This is a genomic window from Halomicrobium sp. HArcel3 (genome assembly GCF_058933135.1).
In genome coordinates, this window is the sequence record NZ_JBZYDN010000001.1 from 644,047 (window position 1) to 661,197 (window position 17,151).

Genomic DNA, 17,151 nt, shown 5'->3' on the forward strand with positions numbered 1-17,151 from the left:
GAATCAGTACCCGCCCGGGTCACCGACCTCGTGGGCCAGCGACGCCAGGTCGGCGAAGGTCGCCGGCGGGAGTTCGCCGGCCCGTTTGCTCATCAGCTCCTCGTCCGCGGCGTCGACCACGGCATCCGGATCCCCGAGCCCCGAGATGTGGGCGGTGTTCCGGACGGCGTTGCGCATCGTCTTCCGGCGCTGGGTGAAGATCGCCTTCAGGAAGTCGAGGAAGAACTCGTCGTCGGGCACCTCGTAATCCGGATCACGGGGCGTCGTCCGGACGACGGCGCTCTCGACGCGAGGCTTCGGATCGAAGGCCTCCGCCGGAACTATCTCGACGACTTCGACGTCGGCGTAGTGGCCCGCCGTCACGGAGAGCCGGCCGTAGTCGTCCGTACCCGGGTCGGCGGCCATTCGCTCGGCGAACTCCTTCTGGAACATCAGGACGAGGGGTTTGCCGAGTGGGAGCAACCGGAAGGCTATCTCGCTGGATGCGCCGTAGGGAAGGTTGGAGACGGAGACGTCGAAGTCGGGGAGGTCGACGTCCAGCGCGTCGCCCTGGACGACGGTGAGGTCGCCGGCGTCGATGGCGTCGGCGAACTCCTCGCGGAGAAACTGTGCCAGCTTCCGGTCGCGCTCGACGACCGTGACCCGGTCTGCGGCCGCGAGTAGTCGGTCCGTGAGCGCTCCCGTCCCGGCGCCGATCTCCAGGACGTGCCCGAGGTCGAGGGTTGCCGGGTCTGGGTGGCCGTCGTCGTCGGAGGTGTTGTCGTCGACGGTGCCGTCGGAGCCGTCGTCGCCGCTGTCCGGGGCGGCGTAGCCGGGCAGCCGGTCGAGGACGCGGTCGTCGACGAGGAAGTGCTGGTCCTTGTTCGGGTCGCCGCGGACGCCGGCGCGTCGCCTGAGCCCGTCGGGGTCCCGGAAGTCGCGGTCGTCCGTGGTTCCGGCCCGGCCGGTCACTCGTCTTCCCCCTCGCGGCGGGCGAACGTCCGGTACTTCAGGTCGTCCTCGCGGAGCTCCTCGAGGATCCGCTCGACGAGCACCTCGGAGGGGTCGTGGAGGCCGCTGACCCGCGATTCGATGTCGTCGAAGCTGGCGAACGGCTTGCGCTTTCGCTCGTCGAGGATGGTGTTCCGGAGCTTCTTCCCGATCCCGGGCAGGAGATTCAGCTGGTGGAGTCGCAGGGTGATGGGCTGGGCGTCGTTGTAGAAGTCGACGAAGCGCTGTTCCTCTCCGGCGACGACGTCCTCGACGGCGTAGTCGAGTTCGGACTGGGCGCCGCCCGAGAGTTCCTCGTACTCGATCTCGTGGATCCGGTCGAAAGCGTCGCTCTCGATACCGAGCCGGTCCCCGATGTTGACGCCGGCGTCCTCGGCGACCACGGCCTCGTAGAGACGGAAATCCTCGATCCCCATCGCGTATGCCAGCGGCTGTTTCTGGTACTGCGGACGGTCGTCGTCTGCCTTCCCGTGTGGCAGCAAGTCCAGCAGGACCACCGTCTCGCCACTGTCGGCCCCCTCGGAGTCGTTCATGGCGGATGGTATGTCTAGAACCCACTTAATGGCGAGGGTCCGGGGAACGGGACCTCAGCGATTCTCGAACCCGGCTGTGCGCAAACGGACGGCGCCGTTCCCCGTCAGAAGTCGGCGAGCGTGTGCTGGTCGCGCTTCAGGGCCCGGCTCTCGACGCCGAACGCCGACGTGACGTGTCGCGCGAACTCGTCGGCGAAGCCGTGGTGAGTGAAGACCCGTTCGGGGTCGACGGCCTCGACGAGCGCTTCCAGTTCGCCGAAGTCGCAGTGGTCCGAGAGCGGAAACGCGACGTCGTACCCCCGCCGGTACCGGTACGAACTGTCCACGGCCCATCCGGAGAAGCCGGCGTCCACGGACTCGGACTCGCCGACGAGACCGTCGACGAAGCCCCGGTGCTTCTCGTGGGGCGGCACCACGACGGCGTCGCCCGGTCGGAGGTCGACGTCCGCGTCCAGTCGATCGACCGCGAACGAGAGGTTCCGGTGGGCCTCGATCACCTGGTTGACGTCGGCGACGGCGTCGGTGACGAAGACGCGGTCACGGCCGGCCTCGTTGGCCAGCACCTGGAGTTTCTGCGCGCGGCCGAGGGCGTACCCGTAGAGGAGAACGACCTGGTCCATCGTCTCCCGCAGCCAGCCTCGGATCTCTGCGAACACCTCCTCGGTGGGCGGCAGCCGGTACTCGGGAGTTCCGTACGTCGTTTCGAGTATCAGGTCGTCCGCTGGGCGCGGGTCGAACCCGTCGAGGAACAGTCGGTCGCGGGTGCAGACGTCGCCAGTGTAGCAGACCGTTCGGCCGCTGGCCGGGTCGGTGACGTACGCGACTCGCGATCCGGCGACGTGGCCGGCGGGCCGGAGGTCGACGTCGGGATGGCTCCCGGCTTCGAGCGGATTCGCGAGATTCCGGCGCTGGGTCGCGAGCGCCGCCGTGAGGGGAGAACAGACGAGTCCTTCGGGATTCGCGCTGGTGGTGTGGTCGCCGTGGGCGTGACTCAGGACGGTGACGTCGGCCTCGTCGCTCCCGTCGAAGACGATGGTCTCGCCGTCGGCGAAATCGAGCGTGATGCCGCGCCCGAGCGACACGTCCGCGGTCATAGCGAGAGACTAGCCGTCAGCGCCGATATGGCTTCCGGGGAACCGGCCGACGACGGAATCGTGCGTCTCGCTGTTCGTCGTCCGCGTCGACGGGGGCGCCGTACGGCGAGCGTCGACCTGGCCGGTTTCGAGGGGTGACGCTACCGCTGACGGAACTGTGGACGTCGCGATCAGCGGGCAAAACGCGAACGGACCCGGGCCGACGTGTCGGACGGAAGCGGGGCCGAGTCGGTTACGCGTACTGCTTGACGATGTTGAGGATATCGTCGAGTTCGTCGCCGGACAGGGAGTACCGCTCCTGGGCGAAGACGGCGCGGAGTTCGTCGCGGTCCAGCGGCCGGAGGTTCGCGATCTTGTAGGCCGTCGCCTCGTCGACCTTCTCCAGTTCCCGGAGCTGGTCGACGAACTCGTCGGCCTCCTCGACGTCGAGTTCGGCGAAGCGGTTGACGTGCTCGATGGCGCGCGCGAGCTCGTAGCGCATCTCGCGCTCCTCGTCGACCGCGCGGTCGGCCTCGATGTCTTCGAGGATCTCCTTCGTCTCGGCGAGGGTCAGGTACTCCTCGTCGAGCTTCTTTTTGAAGATGGTCATCCCTTACTCCTGGTGTCGGAGGTGCGCCGCGGTGACGATGATCGTCTTCTCCTTGCCGCCGTCGTTGATCTGCACCTTGAAGGCGTCACCCTGCTTGCCGACGACGGTACCGGTCTGGCCGTCGAAGCGCGGGTGGAATCGACCGTCCGACACGGAGGGGTCCGTCTTGAGGTGGACTTTCTCGTCTGTCTCGAACTCCTCGATGGCGCGCTGGGGCGGGCTGGTACCCCGCTGGCGGGGCTTGTTCTTGAGCTTGTTCCGGGTTCCTTTTTTGGGTCCGTTTGAACTCGGCATTCGTGCGGTTCGCTTGTCCGCTCGCCCTAATAAAACGTCCGTTCCTGTCTTCTCACGTGCGGGACTCGTCGGTCACGACTGGTGGTATCGGAAACGAACCGGAGAAAGTGTGACCGCTCAGATGCGGCCGACGTTCTCGACGGAGACCGACTCGACGCCCTCGACCTCGGTGAAGGCCTCCTCGACGGCCTCGGTTCCGCCGGAGTCGTCGGGGACGATGACCGTCGGGAACAGCGCGACGAGCCCGAACGCGACGTCGTCGCGCTCGAAGCCGTTGATCTTCGCGCCCTCGGAGAGAGCCCCTTCGAGGCGCTCCTGAAGCGCGTCGAGGTCGACGTCAGGGCTCTGGGGCATGACCTTGATCTTGGCTGCGACTTTCCCCATGATCAGGGCCCCCTGAACCCGCAGTCGGGACACTCGTAGAGGTTGCTCTGCTTCCGGCACTTGGCGCAGCGGTAGATCTGCTGGCCACAGTCCGGGCACTTGAACGCCGCCGCGTTCGTCCCGGCGATGTTGATGCCACAGGAGACGCACTTTTGCGCCCGCTTTTGCTGGCTCTCGCTCATACCACTCTCTATCGGACCGCCGCTTTTAACGGTTACCAAACCGCGTCGCAGTCGTGCGAGTCGTTGTCTAGGCCCGGTTCACCCGGTCAGCTCCCGGGGAGGATGTCGCCGAGCGCGGCGCCGATGCTCATGGGCAAGAGCGCGACGAGACACGTACTCAGGGCGACCGTCGGATCCGCCCAGTCGACCCGTCCCCAGGCAGTCAGCAGCAACACCGACGTAACGAGCGCCGTGCCGAGGACCCCCGCGAGCCGGAGGGGGATTACGCCCAGTATCCGGCGACGCACTCGCACGTCCTGGATGTCGGCGACGTAGAGGATGCCGACGACCAGGGCGACGGTGGCGCCGACCGTTCCCGCCAGGAGGGCCGGACGCGTCGCGAGGAACTCACCGGCCTCGTTGGTCCCGCCTTCGACGGCCATCGGGATGCCGAAGAGGAGCGCGCCGAGAATCGCTTCGGAGAGGTCGGCCCGGTCGAACCCCCAGACGACGCGGCCGAACACGGCGTCGTCCTGGGCTTCGGTCGCGGTCCGCATCGCCTCGCGAACTCGCGCGCGCTCGTCGGGGTCGTCGACGAACTCTTCGAGTTCCGCCAGTTCGTCGAAGAGGTCGCCCATGTTCGGGGACTCCTCGTCCTCGGGTGCTGGCGCGTCCCTGTCGGCGCTGCGCCCGGAACGCCGGGAACTCATCCGTCGTCTGAGCCCATCGGCCCGCCCGGCTCGGGCGGTGTTCCCGCGTCACTCTCTGGATCGGGACGGCCGCGCACCACGGGGTTCGGGTCGGCTGGACCGACACGCTCGCCGTTCTCCCACTCGTAGAACCCCTCGCCGGTCGTGACGCCGAGAGAGCCGTCGTTCACCTTCTCGCGGAGCAGTCCAGGTGGGTCGAACCGTCCGCCGAGCCGGTTCGCCAGGTCTTCGAGGGCTTCGAGGACGTTCCCGAGTCCTATCTCGTCGGCCAGCGCGAGCGGACCGGCGGGATGGTCGCGGCCCAGTTCGAGCGCCCGGTCCACGTCGGGGACGCTGGCGACGCCCTCCTCGACCATGCGGACGGCTTCGACGATCAGCGCCAGATCCAGGCGCGTGCTCGCGAAGCCCGGGACGTCGCGGACGACCAGCGGCGTGCCGTCGAGGCCCTCGACGAACTCGACCGCGCGCTCGCGGGCCGTCTCGGCGGTCTGGTCGGCGACGACGACCTCCACGAGCGACGATTCGTCCGGGTCGACGAAGTGGAGGCCGACGGCCCGGCCGGGTTTGCGGAGGCCGGCGGCCACGCCTGTCACCGACACGGCGGCGCCGCTGGTCGCGATCAGCGTCTCGTCGCCGACGGTCTCCTCGACGTCGGCGACGAGTTCGCGTCGCGTCCGCTCGTCACCCTCTGTCGCGTCGACCACCACGTCGGCGTCGCCGACCGCGGCGTCGAGGCCCGTCGTCCCGTCGATCGCTGCCAGCGCCTCGTCGCCGTGGCGTTGCTCGATAGCGTCGATGGCGTCCATGACGACGTTCGCGTCCCCGTCGTGGAGGCCGACGGCGTGGCCAGCGAGCGCGCACTGGCTCGCGATGGCTCGGCCGTCCCCAGTGGCGCCAAGTACGGCAACTTCCATGCGACGTACCCGGTCGCGTGACCGGATAAGCTTTTGCGACCCGGGCCGCCCGCCCCCGATTCGAGTGTTACCGCTTGCCAACCAAACATTTATATGTCTGAAATCGTTCTCCCTAAAAGAACACATGGAGCGGCCCACGCGCACGCGCGAGCAGGAGGGGACGCAGGAGCAGGAAACAGAGGAGTCCCAGCGCACCTGTCCGGAGTGTGATTCGACGGAGATCACCTCTGACGGGAGCGGGGAGCTCATTTGCGAGGACTGCGGCCTGGTCATCGAGGACGAGAACATCGACCGCGGGCCGGAGTGGCGCGCGTTCAACCACTCGGAACGGCAGAGCAAGTCCCGCGTCGGTGCACCGACGACGCAGACGATGCACGACAAGGGGCTGACGACGACCATCGACTGGAAGGACAAGGACGCCTATGGTCGGTCGATATCCTCGAAAAAACGGAGCCAGATGCACCGCCTGCGCAAGTGGCAGGAACGCATCCGAACCAAGGACGCGGGCGAGCGCAACCTGCAGTTCGCGCTCTCCGAGATTGACCGGATGGCCAGCGCGCTCGGGGTACCGCGCTCGGTGCGAGAAGTCGCCTCCGTCATCTATCGACGGGCGCTCAACGAGGACCTGATCCGCGGCCGGTCCATCGAGGGCGTCGCGACCTCGTGTCTCTACGCCGCCTGTCGCCAGGAGGGTATCCCACGCTCGCTCGAGGAGGTCTCGGACGTCTCCCGCGTCGAGCAGAAGGAGATCGGCCGGACGTATCGATACGTCGCCCAGGAACTCAAGCTCAAGATGGAGCCGGTCGACCCCAAGCAGTACGTCCCCCGCTTCGCCAGCGAACTCGAACTCTCCGAAGAAGTCCAGTCCAAGGCAAACGAGATAATCGACGTCACCGCCGAGCAGGGACTGCTGTCGGGCAAGTCTCCGACTGGGTACGCCGCGGCGGCCATCTACGCCGCCTCACTGCTGTGCAACGAGAAGAAGACCCAGCGCGAAGTCGCCGACGTCGCCCAGGTGACCGAAGTCACCATCCGCAACCGGTACCAGGAGCAGATCGAAGCGATGGGGATTCACTGACAGGCTGGCACCGAACCCAGTGAGGGGCCAGCTTTTGTGCGAGCGGTGCGCGAAGCGGACCGCGAGCAGGTCGGCGCCGAACGCAGTGAGGGGCCGACGAACACACGAACGGGGAGCGAAGCGACCCGTGAGTTGGCTGGCGCAGACCGACCAGTTTTCTTTGGTCCGTTCATTCGCGACCAGCGACTGCAGCAGTTCTCGGCGACGATACTCACCGCAACAGTCATGGCGGGGGCCAGTCGATACGCAGGAACGAATCGATGACCGAGGACGCCGCTCCTGGCCGCGACGAGCCGATCGCGTCGTTACTCGCGGTGTTCGACGACCCGACCACGGGACGTCGTCGGCTCCCCGGGCTCGTCGGGAAACTCGACGCCGAGGCGGAGTCGGTGCGTCTCGGCGCCGCGTGGGCCATCTGTCACGTCGCGGCCCACCTCCCGGACACGGCCGCCTACCTGACGCGACGTCTCACCGACCGGATCGACGACGAGGAGCCGTCTCTCGAAGCCGAACTGGCGTTCGACTACGTCGCGGCGCGGTACCCGGAGGCCGTCACCGAGGAACTCGCGGCGATGGAGACCGAAGCCGAGAGCCGACCGCGGTACTGGCCGGTCGAGGGGAGCCTGGCGAGGGCGAACTACCACCGGCCGGCCGTCGGCGAGCGAGACGTCGGGCGGACGCGACTCGCGGGCGAGGGGAACTCGTCCGGGCCACAGCGCGTCTACACCCACGACGGGTCGTCCCACGACCGCTTGCAACGGGGGACCGATGGTGCGACCGGCGATCCGATGGACGAAGACGAGGCCGACGACGGCGACGTGTCTAACGAGAGTCCAGACGCGAAGTCGGCGTCTGCGAACGATAGCGACGGACAGTCGATCGACGGCCCAGGTTGGCAACCGGCGGACGATATCCCAACCGTCGTCGCCGACAGCCGCTTCGACCAGCTCACGGTCCTCGCGAAACGTCGCCGGGGCCGGTACGCCGACGTCTACCGGACGCTGGGCGTCGTCGACGGCGAGCAGCTCCCCGTCGGCCTGTCGCTCCTTCACCGACCGTCGCAGGGGGCCGACGCGTTCGCGACAGCCATCGACGAGCGGCTCGCGCGGTGGGCTGGCGTCGACGACCACGACAACGTCGTCGCCGTCTACGACTGGGGCCTCGACCCGCGACCGTGGACGGCAACGGAGTACATGGGTTTCAGTCTGGCCGACCGCGACCGACTGGACCGCTCCGAGGCGCTCTTCAACGCCCGCGGACTCGCGGCGGCCGTCACCCACCTCCACGAGAACGGCGTCGTCCACGGTGGTATCGACCCCGGGAACGTCGTCTACTCCGGCAACGTCATCGACGAGGACGAGGTCCAGCCGCCGCTGCTGGACGACGTCGGTCTGCTCCACGTCGTGCGAAACTACTTCGATCCGACCTCGCGGCTGGACCCGCGCTACGCCGCGCCGGAGTACTTCGACCGGCGCTTCGGGCGAATCGACCACGCCACCGACGTCTACCACCTCGGCGCACTGGTGTACCTGCTGTTCACGGGGGACCCGCCCTACGACGGTGAGTACGGACGAATCAGGGACCGCGTCCTGTCGGACCCACCGCCGCGGCCGAGCGACGTCGCCGACGTGCCGGAGGGCCTCGACGAGGTGGTGACGAAGGCAATGGCGCGCCAGAAACTGCAGCGCTACGAGGCGGTCACGCACATGGAACAGGAGTTACGCCGGATAGGGATGGAGGACGAGACGTGATCGCTGCCGTCGAACTGGGGCTCGACCTGGTCGGTGGGAACCCGAACCTCACGTTCATCTTCTTCATCGCGCTGGTCCTGCTCGGCGTGCTCGGCCTGCGATTCACGTTCTACGCGTACCGCAACGACCGCGTGGCGGAACTGGCCGGTCAGGACGCGCTGTGGCGCACGCTGGCGTTCGTCGGTGTCACGGCCGTCCTCTTCGCGCTGCTCGGCGTCGTCGACATCGTGAGTTCGCTCCAGACGTCGTACCGCCGCGGGGTCATGCTCGCCCACGTCCTGTTGCTCGCGCTCGTGCTCCAGTCGCTGTACCGCAATTCGGTGCCGACCGGGACACCGGGGTCGGGCGCAGTCGGTCCGGGCCGTCCATTCTGGCTCGCGGGCGCCGTCGTCGTCGTCGCCGTCACCGTCGGGACTGCCTGGAACGCGGACCATCACGCCGTCGCCGCCCTGGAAGGCATCGCTGCACTCGTCTTCCTCGCGGTGGGTTTCGTCGTCGGCCGGCGCGGGACGTCGGCCTCGCGCGTCCAGGGGACAGTCGTCGACACGCTCCTCCGACACCTGCTGCCGGTGTTGCTGTTCGCGTCGCTGATCCCCATCGCCGAACTCGCCGTCGTCGCCGGCCTGGACCAGGTCGTCGTCCTCCACATCCAGGTCGTGTTCGTCATCATGACCGCGACGGCGCTGATGACGGCGACCATCAAACTCCGGCAGAACCTGGCCGGCCTCTGAGCGACCGTCCTACTCCGCGCAGAACTCGCTGTGATCGGTGATGAACCCGTCGACGCCGGCGTTCCGGGCCGAGACGGCGCCGACGCTGTCCCGGATGGTCCAGGCGTTGACCGTCAGGTTGGCGTCGTGGGCCCGCGAGACGAACCGCTCGTCGCAGATGTCCCAGTGGGGGTGGATGGCGGTGCAGTTGAGGTCGGCGGCCCGGGCGAGTCGCTCCTCCGGGTCGGCTTCGACGAGGAGCGCGCGCGGGTAGTCGGCGAGCACGGTCACTTCCGCCAGCACGCCGGCGTCGAACGAGGAGACCAGCACGCCGCCGTCGTGGGCGCCGAGGACGTCGACGGCGTCGGTCGCGAGGCCGTTCTCCTTCAGGTCGACGTTGATCCCGACAGACGGCGGGAGGACCTCCAGCACCTCCGCGAGCGTGGGAATACCCTCACCGCTGCCGAGGACGTTCAGCTGGGCCAGTTCGGCCTGCGATAGCTCCGCCACCTCGCCGGTGGCGTCGGTCACCCGGTCGACCGTCTCGTCGTGAACGACGACGAGTTCGCCGGAGCCACAGCGACGGACGTCGACCTCGACCCAGTCGGCGATCTCAGCGGCGCTCGCGACCGCTCCCACGGTGTTCTCGGCGAACTCCCCCGCGAACCCGCGGTGGGCGATACAGCGCATGGTGGTTCGTCGCCGGGGCGGGTAAAGTGCTTTCCCGTCCTCGCAGCCCTGACAGCCCGACGAAACTTTATCTCTTATCCGGCCGACAGTTCGGGCATGAACGTCGACTTCGATTTCGGCGGCGACGTCGTACTGATCACGGGCGTCGGCGGGGCGCTGGGCAGTGCTGTCGCGCGGGCGTTCGACGACGCGGGCGCCACAGTCTGCGGTGCCGACGTTGTCGCCCCGGATAGCGAGGAGTTCGCGCTGGACCCCGACCGGGTCGACTTCTACCAGGGTGACTTCACCGCGGAGTCGGAGGTCAAGCGCGTCGTCGACGACGTCGTCGCGGACCACGGCGGCCTGAACGCGCTGTGTAACATCGCCGGAACCTGGCGCGGCGGCGACCCCATCCACGAGACTGACGTCGACACGTTCGACTTCCTCTTCGACGTCAACCTGAAAACCACGTTCCTGGCGTCGAAACACGCACTCCCTCACCTCCGGGAGAGCGAAGGAGCGATCCTGTCGGTCTCGGCCCGCTCCTCGCTCGAAGGCGGCGAGGGCGACGGCATCTACCGCGCGACGAAGGCGGGCGTCCGACTGCTCACCGAGACCATCGCCGAGGAGAACCTGGGGACGGTGCGGGCCAACGCCGTCATGCCGAGCGTCATCGACACGCCGATGAATCGGGAGATGATGCCCGACGCCGACCACTCCGAGTGGGTCGACCCGGCCGACATCGCCGAGGTCGTTATGTTCCTCTGTTCGGACGCCGCGACGGTGACGAGTGGGGCTGCGGTGCCGGTGTACGGGGAGACGTGACAGTCCCAACGAGCGCGACGGCGCGAGCAGCGTATCAAGCCGAGTGAGGCGTAGCCTGCTGGTTCCCGGTCGACCCCGGGGTCCTTCGGTTCCCGCGCCGGTACGTCCTGACGGACAGCCGCTATCTCGCGACGGTCGCCGTGGTGTCTTCTCGCTTCGTCCACACTGGCAACGTCTCGGCCCCGGACGCCCACCGTCTATAGACGACGATCATCGCGACCAGAATGACCAGGAACGCGAGCGAATCGACGGCCGTAGCCCACGCCGGCCACCCACCGGTGTCGTAGAAGAGAATGCCAGCGGTTCCCGGCATGTTCCCCGCGGCGTGGAATACGACTGGGACGTACAGGTTCTGGGTCGCTTCGTAGAGGGCCCCGTAGGTCATCCCGCTCAGGGTGAGCGTGACGAGGTAGACCAGCGGCGTCATCCCTCCCGGTGACCCGTCCGTGAGTATTCGCGGTATATGCGCCAGCGCGAAGAGAGCGCCCGCGAGACCGATTCCGAGCGCGATTCGCTTTCTGGTCGCGTCCGTGAGGAGGCCGACGACCTTGGTCTGGAGATACCCGCGGTAGGTCAGTTCTTCGACGAACGCGACGGTGACGAGCTGGAGCAGGAACTCGACGACGGCCTCTCCCGGTGGGACTGTCCAGTGGTACCCGACCGACGCGAGGCTCTCCGTCGCGAATGCGAGTCCGATACCGAGGGCGTTGATAGCGACGTAGGATCCGGCGACGGCGACGGTCGCTGGCACCAGGAGTCGTGGTGAGAGACCGATTTCGCCGAATGCTACCCCTTCGGATCGAAGCACCCACCAGACGAATCCGACGAACAGCATGGACTGCCCGGTCGTGATGGCGTTGGACTCGACGACCGGAATTGCGGGACCGATGGCCCAGACGTTCGCGATCAGGTTACCTGCTGCCACTTCTAGAGCAGCAACGACGAGGAAGAACGCGAGCCACGTCACCCCGCCCTCGAAGGTGATTCGCCGGGACGCCCCCTCACCGCTCGATAGTTGAACCATGCCCGTAATGTCAACGAGAATAGTATAAAGCACCCGATCGGTCTTTCTAGAACGAGGACCGTGGTCTCAGGCCCGGTCAAGTTCTTGATCACGGCCGTCGCTCGCCTCGACCCGGTTGTCAGTCTCGACCAGTCGTTCGACGCGCTTCTCGAACTCCTCCGTGGATAGTTCTCCTTGAGCGTATCGGTGCTGGAGGTCGGCGATAGGATCCGCGTCGCCGTCGGCGGACGCCTGCCCGTACCCAGTCTCGCGGGCTGATTCCCGTGAGTGTTCGGGCGCCGCTTCCGCGCGACGCACGACCGCTTCCGCCTCCCAGTAGGCGAGCGTCGTGAAGACGAGGCCGACGGTCGCCATCAGGAGGAGCGACGCCGACTCCGTGAACTGGTACTGAATCGCGACGAAGTGTGCGAGGACCATGAACAGCGCGGTGAAGCCGATGGACCCGAAGACGGCCGACGCGACGGCGCGGCCGCGCGGGGAGTTCGGACCGTATAGCTCGACGATACGTCGCATAGACGACGTGTCCTCGGCAGTACGTCAAAATTCTATCGGTGCGCGAGGTGCGCCGTCCCGACTCGCGGCCCGAGGCTACCTGACGAGGTACGACTCGCCAGTGGGCCCGAACCGGCCGAGGTCGGCCTCGCGCCGGTAATCCGTTTCCTGGAGGGCCACGAGTGCGTCGACCAGTGCGGTCTCGTCCTCGTCGGTCCACGCCATCGGTTCCTTGATCGGGTAGACGAGCCACCCCGACCCCATCACCTCGGTCGCGTGCAGGGCGTCCATGTCGACGTCGTCCGCTGACTCGGCCGTCGCGACGGAAAAGACGTGACGCGTCGCCCGCTCGCCGACGGGGAGGATGACGTGGGCGGTGATGGCGCGGAACTCCGAGTCGAACAGCGGTTCGAGGTCGTCGTAGGACGTCTGCGAGGGCGTTCCGTCGGCTCCGCACATATGGAGGTAGGAGAGGTAGGTCTTGCCCACTTCCGGGGGTGACCCCGCGGCGTCGAGCAGGCCGGCGTCGGCGAGCGCTCGCTGGAGTCGCTCGCCGCTCTCGGACCCGGTGAACGGGATGCCGGAGTCGACGCCGCCGTGGACGCCCGGATGGTCGCCGACGACGTGGAAGTGGGCGTTGGCGTCGCCGTATCCGGGGACGAACCGGTCACAGCCGGGGTCGAAGCCGAAGGGGTTCGAGAGGGACTCCGCGACGTTCTTCACGCACGGACTGAGGCGACTGGGCGTCAAAACTCCGACGGTCTGGTGCTGGTCCACGCATCGGAGGCGCTCGGCGACGACTGCGACAGTATTGCGGGAATCACTAGTTCAATATAGGTGGTGGCGGAGGGGGTGGAACCGTATTTTACATTTTTGATCGTTCGGTTTCCGATAACGCTTTTCTCGTCCCCTCCCCTGGCCTGGTACATGGACGAGCGCAGGAGGGCTGGTGTGTCGTGACTCACGAAGACCGCGTCGATGACCTCCGCGAACGCAAGGCGGCAGCGGAGCGGGGTGGCGGCGAGGAACGCATCGAGTCCCAGCACGAGAAGGGCAAACTGACCGCGCGCGAGCGCATCGACTACTTTCTCGACGACGACAGTTTCGTCGAGTTCGACCAGTTACGGGAACACCGGAGCACCAACTTCGACATGGCCGAGAAGAAGGTGCCCGGCGACGGCGTCGTCACGGGCTACGGCGAAGTCGACGGGCGCAAGGTGTTCGTCTTCGCCCACGACTTCACCGTCTTCGGTGGGTCGCTGGGCGAGGTGTTCGCCCAGAAGGTGTGCAAGGTGATGGACAAGGCCGTCGAGACGGGCTCACCGATCATCGGACTCAACGACTCTGCGGGCGCCCGCATCCAGGAGGGAATCGACTCGCTGGCGGGCTACGCCGACATCTTCCACCGGAATCAGCAGGCCAGCGGCGTCGTCCCCCAGATCTCTGCCATCATGGGGCCCTGCGCCGGTGGTGCGGTGTACTCCCCAGCCATCACCGACTTCGTCTACATGGTGAACGAGACGAGCCACATGTTCATCACCGGCCCGGACGTCATCGAGACGGTCACCGGCGAGGAAGTCGGTTTCGACGAACTCGGCGGCGCCCAGACCCACGCCACCGAATCGGGCGTCGCCCACTTCACCGCCGACGACGAGAAGGCGGCGATGGACGACATCCGGTACCTCCTCTCGTACCTCCCGCAGAACAACGTCCAGGACCCCCCGCGCGTCGAGCCCTGGGACGACCCCGACCGGGCCGACGAGGAACTGATCGACGTCGTTCCGGACGAGCCACAGAAGCCCTACGACATCGTCCGGGTCGTCGAGGGGGTGATGGACGAGGGATCCTTCTTCGAGGTGGCCGACTCCTTCGCCCGGAACATCGTCACCGGCTTCGCCCGACTGGACGGTCACAGCGTCGGCGTCGTCGGCAACCAGCCCCGGGTCAACGCCGGGACGCTCGACATCGACTCGTCGATGAAGGGCGCGCGCTTCGTTCGCTTCTGCGACGCGTTCAACATCCCCATCGTCACCTTCGTCGACGTGCCCGGGTTCATGCCCGGCAAGGACCAGGAGACGGGCGGCATCATCAAGCACGGCGCGAAGCTGCTGTACGCCTACTCGGAGGCGACGGTGCCGCTCCTGACCGTCATCACCCGGAAGGCCTACGGCGGGGCGTACGACGTCATGGCATCGAAGCACGTCGGCGCGGACGTGAACTACGCCTGGCCGTCGGCCGAGATCGCGGTGATGGGGCCACAGGGCGCGGTCAACGTCCTCTACGACGACGAGCTCGACGCGGCGGAGAACGTCGAACAGCGTCGCGCGGAGCTCATCGAGGAGTACCGCGACGCCTTCGCCAACCCCTACACGGCGGCGGAGCGCGGGTTCGTCGACGACGTGCTCGAACCGCGGGAGACCCGTTCGCGTCTGATCGGCGACCTGGAGACGCTCCGGGGCAAACGAACGGACCGCCCGGACCGGAAACACGGAAATATCCCGCTCTAACATGGCGACGGACAGTGCAGGCGCCGTCGAACCGGCGCTCGTCGACGCCGTCACGCGGGCAGTGCCGTCGGCGAGTCCCGACGAGGCGGCCGCTATCGCCGTCGCTATCGGCGCCCACGTGCGAGACGGGGAACTGGCGGCCGCGGCGGCCGCCGCCTCGTCGGGCAACGAGGAGCCGGACTGGGAGGGTCGCGAGTGGACCTTCGCCGGCCGCATCGAGGCGACCCAGCAGCGAACGATCCGGATTCGAGACGACGCACCGGGCGACGAATGGACGGCAGCAGGGCGGACGGACCGAATGTAGATCCAATCGACTATGACCGAGGACACAACGTCAGGCGAAGGCACCGGTTCTGGACCACAGAGCGGCCGTTTCGACGACGCCGCTCCGCATAGTTTTAAGGTCGGACTGTCGGTACAGAGTGGTATGTTTGACAAATCCCGGACTGGACGTGCGGATTTGTACGGACGACGTCGGACCCCTCGCGCTGGGTCGCCCGACCGTCCACGTCCGAACACACCGAGGAGGTCGGTCTGATGTTCGACAAAGTGCTCGTGGCCAACCGGGGCGAGATCGCGGTTCGCGTGATGCGGGCCTGCGAGGAACTCGGAGTCGGCACGGTCGCCGTCTACTCCGAGGCGGACAAACACTCGGGGCACGTGCGGTACGCCGACGAGGCCTACAACGTCGGCCCCGCCCGGGCGGCCGACTCCTACACCGACCAGGAGGCGATCATCGAGGCGGCACAGAAGGCCGACGCGGACGCGATCCACCCCGGATACGGCTTCCTGGCCGAGAACGCCGAGTTCGCCGGCCGGGTCGAAGAGACCGAGGGGATCACGTGGATCGGACCGGCGAGCGACGCGATGGAGTCCCTCGGCGAGAAGACCAAGGCCCGGACGATCATGCGGGAGGCCGACGTCCCCATCGTCCCGGGGACGACCGAGCCGGTCGAAGACGTCGACCAGATCAAGGCGTTCGGCGAGGAACACGGCTATCCGATTCTGATCAAGGCCGAGGGCGGGGGCGGCGGGATGGGCCAGAAAGTCGTCGAGGGCCCCGACGAGGCCGAGGAGCAGTTGGAGACCGCCCAGCGCGAGGGTGAGGCGTACTTCTCGAACGCCTCGGTCTACCTGGAACGGTTCCTCGACAACCCGCGCCACATCGAAGTACAGATCCTCGGGGACAAGCAGGGCAACGTGCGTCACCTCGGCGAACGTGACTGTTCGCTCCAGCGCCGCCAGCAGAAGGTCATCGAGGAGGGCCCCAGCCCCGCGATAACCGACGAACTCAGGGAGAAGATCGGCGAGGCCGCCCGTCGCGGCGCCGACGCCGGGGACTACTACAACGCCGGCACCTTCGAGTTCCTCGTCGAGGACGAGGACCGGAACGAGGAGGGCCTGCTCGACGCGGATTCGGACTTCTACTTCCTCGAGGTCAACACGCGCATCCAGGTCGAACACACCGTCACGGAGGAACTGACGGACATCGACATCGTGAAGTGGCAGATCCGGGTCGCCGCCGGCCAGGAACTCACCTTCGCCCAGGACGACGTCGAACTGGAGGGCCACGCGATGGAGTTCCGCATCAACGCGGAGAACGCCGCCAACGACTTCGCGCCTGCGACGGGCGGCGAGTTCGACGTGTACGACCCGCCGGGCGGTATCGGCGTCCGCGTCGACGACGCTGCCCGACAGGGCGACTCGCTCGTGACCGACTACGACTCGATGATCGCGAAGCTCATCACCTACGGGTCTGACCGCGGGGAGTGCATCGCCCGCGGGAAGCGCGCCCTCCCCGACTACGACATCCAGGGCTTCCCGACCATCATCCCCTTCCACCAGTTGATGCTCACCGACGAGGAGTTCCTCGCGGGCCGGCACACGACGAAGTACCTCGACGAGAACCTCGACCCCGAACGTATCGAGGAGGCCCAGGAACAGTGGGGCACCGAGCCCGCACCCGCCGACGGCGACGACGAAGAAGTCGTCGAGCGCGAGTTCACCGTCGAGGTCAACGGCAAGCGGTTCCAGGTCGAACTCGAAGAGCGCGGCGCGCCCGCCATTCCCGTCGGCGATCTCGACCAGTCCGGCGGCGCCCAGCGCCCCGACCGGCCCGGCGGCGGAGGCGACTCCGGCGGTGGCGGCGGGTCGAGCGCTGCCGGCGACGAGGTGGCCGCGGAGATGCAGGGGACCATCCTCGAAGTGAACGTCGGCGAGGGCGACGAAGTGGAGTCCGGCGACGTCCTCTGCGTGCTGGAGGCGATGAAGATGGAGAACGACATCGTCGCCGAACGCGGCGGCACCGTCACCGACGTCGCCGTCGGCGAGGGCGACTCCGTCGACATGGGCGACCGACTCGTCGTGATCGAGTAGCTCTCACTCTTTTGCGGTCTACGCCGAACTACGCGACGTACTTCACGCTC

At 67.3% G+C, this 17,151-nt stretch carries 20 protein-coding genes; 7 read left to right on the forward strand and 13 right to left on the reverse strand.

What is annotated here, in order from left to right; all coding sequences use genetic code 11:
• Positions 1-3: 3 nt before the first annotated feature.
• The 9 genes from rsmA to AC5FRV_RS03275 all read right to left on the reverse strand — a co-directional run bounded on the left by rsmA (position 4) and on the right by AC5FRV_RS03275 (position 5,669).
• Positions 4-951 carry a 16S rRNA (adenine(1518)-N(6)/adenine(1519)-N(6))-dimethyltransferase RsmA gene (rsmA, locus tag AC5FRV_RS03235; protein WP_493559677.1) on the reverse strand — a complete coding sequence of 316 codons (948 nt, stop codon included), beginning with the start codon at positions 949-951 and terminating at the stop codon, positions 4-6.
• Positions 948-1,523, reverse strand: coding sequence for a DUF655 domain-containing protein (locus tag AC5FRV_RS03240; protein ID WP_493559678.1), 576 nt, complete (start codon positions 1,521-1,523; stop codon positions 948-950). Before AC5FRV_RS03240 ends, rsmA begins: the two co-directional genes overlap by 4 nt.
• Before the next feature lie 104 nt (positions 1,524-1,627).
• Entirely contained in the window at positions 1,628-2,617 is a 990-nt protein-coding gene (locus tag AC5FRV_RS03245) for an mRNA 3'-end processing factor (RefSeq protein ID WP_493559679.1), read from the reverse strand.
• Positions 2,618-2,849: 232 nt separating this feature from the next.
• The gene (locus AC5FRV_RS03250; RefSeq protein WP_493559680.1) at positions 2,850-3,206 is read right to left on the reverse strand and encodes an RNA polymerase Rpb4 family protein; all 357 of its coding nucleotides are present in this window, start codon (positions 3,204-3,206) and stop codon (positions 2,850-2,852) included.
• Positions 3,207-3,209: 3 nt separating this feature from the next.
• Entirely contained in the window at positions 3,210-3,500 is a 291-nt protein-coding gene (locus tag AC5FRV_RS03255) for a 50S ribosomal protein L21e (protein ID WP_493559681.1), read from the reverse strand.
• A gap of 117 nt (positions 3,501-3,617) precedes the next feature.
• Positions 3,618-3,884: an elongation factor 1-beta gene (locus AC5FRV_RS03260; protein ID WP_089817229.1), complete on the reverse strand. Its 267-nt coding sequence runs from the start codon at positions 3,882-3,884 to the stop codon at positions 3,618-3,620.
• A 2-nt stretch (positions 3,885-3,886) separates the two neighbouring features.
• A complete protein-coding gene (locus AC5FRV_RS03265; protein WP_089817230.1) occupies positions 3,887-4,066 on the reverse strand; it encodes an HVO_2753 family zinc finger protein in 180 nt (59 codons plus the stop codon).
• Positions 4,067-4,152: 86 nt separating this feature from the next.
• Positions 4,153-4,755 carry a DUF2391 domain-containing protein gene (locus tag AC5FRV_RS03270; RefSeq protein WP_493559682.1) on the reverse strand — a complete coding sequence of 201 codons (603 nt, stop codon included), beginning with the start codon at positions 4,753-4,755 and terminating at the stop codon, positions 4,153-4,155.
• Positions 4,752-5,669: a 3-hydroxyacyl-CoA dehydrogenase family protein gene (locus AC5FRV_RS03275; RefSeq protein ID WP_493559683.1), complete on the reverse strand. Its 918-nt coding sequence runs from the start codon at positions 5,667-5,669 to the stop codon at positions 4,752-4,754. The genes AC5FRV_RS03270 and AC5FRV_RS03275 overlap by 4 nt, the downstream gene beginning before the upstream one ends.
• A 124-nt stretch (positions 5,670-5,793) precedes the next feature.
• On the opposite strand from AC5FRV_RS03275, the gene AC5FRV_RS03280 reads away from it, so the two are divergent.
• From AC5FRV_RS03280 to AC5FRV_RS03290, 3 genes are all read left to right on the forward strand, one after another.
• Complete coding sequence (locus tag AC5FRV_RS03280; protein WP_089817232.1) at positions 5,794-6,747, forward strand: transcription initiation factor IIB; 954 nt, start codon at positions 5,794-5,796, stop codon at positions 6,745-6,747.
• A gap of 260 nt (positions 6,748-7,007) precedes the next feature.
• Positions 7,008-8,498 (forward strand): protein kinase domain-containing protein, encoded by a 1,491-nt coding sequence (locus AC5FRV_RS03285; RefSeq protein ID WP_493559684.1) that lies wholly within the window; start codon positions 7,008-7,010, stop codon positions 8,496-8,498.
• Positions 8,495-9,229, forward strand: a complete 735-nt coding sequence (locus tag AC5FRV_RS03290; protein WP_493559685.1) for a hypothetical protein — start codon at positions 8,495-8,497, stop codon at positions 9,227-9,229. The genes AC5FRV_RS03285 and AC5FRV_RS03290 overlap by 4 nt, the downstream gene beginning before the upstream one ends.
• Positions 9,230-9,238: 9 nt before the next feature.
• On the opposite strand, the gene AC5FRV_RS03295 is transcribed toward AC5FRV_RS03290, so the two are convergent.
• On the reverse strand, positions 9,239-9,898 hold the full coding sequence (locus AC5FRV_RS03295) for a glycerophosphodiester phosphodiesterase (protein ID WP_493559686.1): 660 nt from the start codon (positions 9,896-9,898) through the stop codon (positions 9,239-9,241).
• Positions 9,899-9,994: 96 nt separating this feature from the next.
• Between AC5FRV_RS03295 and AC5FRV_RS03300 the strand changes: the two genes are divergently transcribed.
• A complete protein-coding gene (locus AC5FRV_RS03300; RefSeq protein WP_493559687.1) occupies positions 9,995-10,702 on the forward strand; it encodes an SDR family oxidoreductase in 708 nt (235 codons plus the stop codon).
• Between the two features lie 121 nt (positions 10,703-10,823).
• Here the strand turns inward: AC5FRV_RS03300 and AC5FRV_RS03305 are convergent, their stop codons facing one another.
• The 3 genes from AC5FRV_RS03305 to AC5FRV_RS03315 all read right to left on the reverse strand — a co-directional run bounded on the left by AC5FRV_RS03305 (position 10,824) and on the right by AC5FRV_RS03315 (position 12,941).
• Positions 10,824-11,726, reverse strand: coding sequence for a CPBP family intramembrane glutamic endopeptidase (locus AC5FRV_RS03305; RefSeq protein WP_493559688.1), 903 nt, complete (start codon positions 11,724-11,726; stop codon positions 10,824-10,826).
• 66 nt (positions 11,727-11,792) lie between these two features.
• Positions 11,793-12,239 carry an SHOCT domain-containing protein gene (locus tag AC5FRV_RS03310; protein ID WP_493559689.1) on the reverse strand — a complete coding sequence of 149 codons (447 nt, stop codon included), beginning with the start codon at positions 12,237-12,239 and terminating at the stop codon, positions 11,793-11,795.
• A 75-nt stretch (positions 12,240-12,314) separates the two neighbouring features.
• Entirely contained in the window at positions 12,315-12,941 is a 627-nt protein-coding gene (locus AC5FRV_RS03315; protein ID WP_493559690.1) for a uracil-DNA glycosylase family protein, read from the reverse strand.
• A gap of 233 nt (positions 12,942-13,174) precedes the next feature.
• Between AC5FRV_RS03315 and AC5FRV_RS03320 the strand changes: the two genes are divergently transcribed.
• From AC5FRV_RS03320 to AC5FRV_RS03330, 3 genes are all read left to right on the forward strand, one after another.
• Complete coding sequence (locus AC5FRV_RS03320; protein WP_493559691.1) at positions 13,175-14,725, forward strand: acyl-CoA carboxylase subunit beta; 1,551 nt, start codon at positions 13,175-13,177, stop codon at positions 14,723-14,725.
• A 1-nt stretch (position 14,726) separates the two neighbouring features.
• Entirely contained in the window at positions 14,727-15,029 is a 303-nt protein-coding gene (locus AC5FRV_RS03325; protein WP_493559692.1) for a DUF8022 family protein, read from the forward strand.
• Between the two features lie 233 nt (positions 15,030-15,262).
• The gene (locus AC5FRV_RS03330; protein WP_493559693.1) at positions 15,263-17,101 is read left to right on the forward strand and encodes an acetyl-CoA carboxylase biotin carboxylase subunit; all 1,839 of its coding nucleotides are present in this window, start codon (positions 15,263-15,265) and stop codon (positions 17,099-17,101) included.
• Positions 17,102-17,151 lie beyond the last annotated feature (50 nt).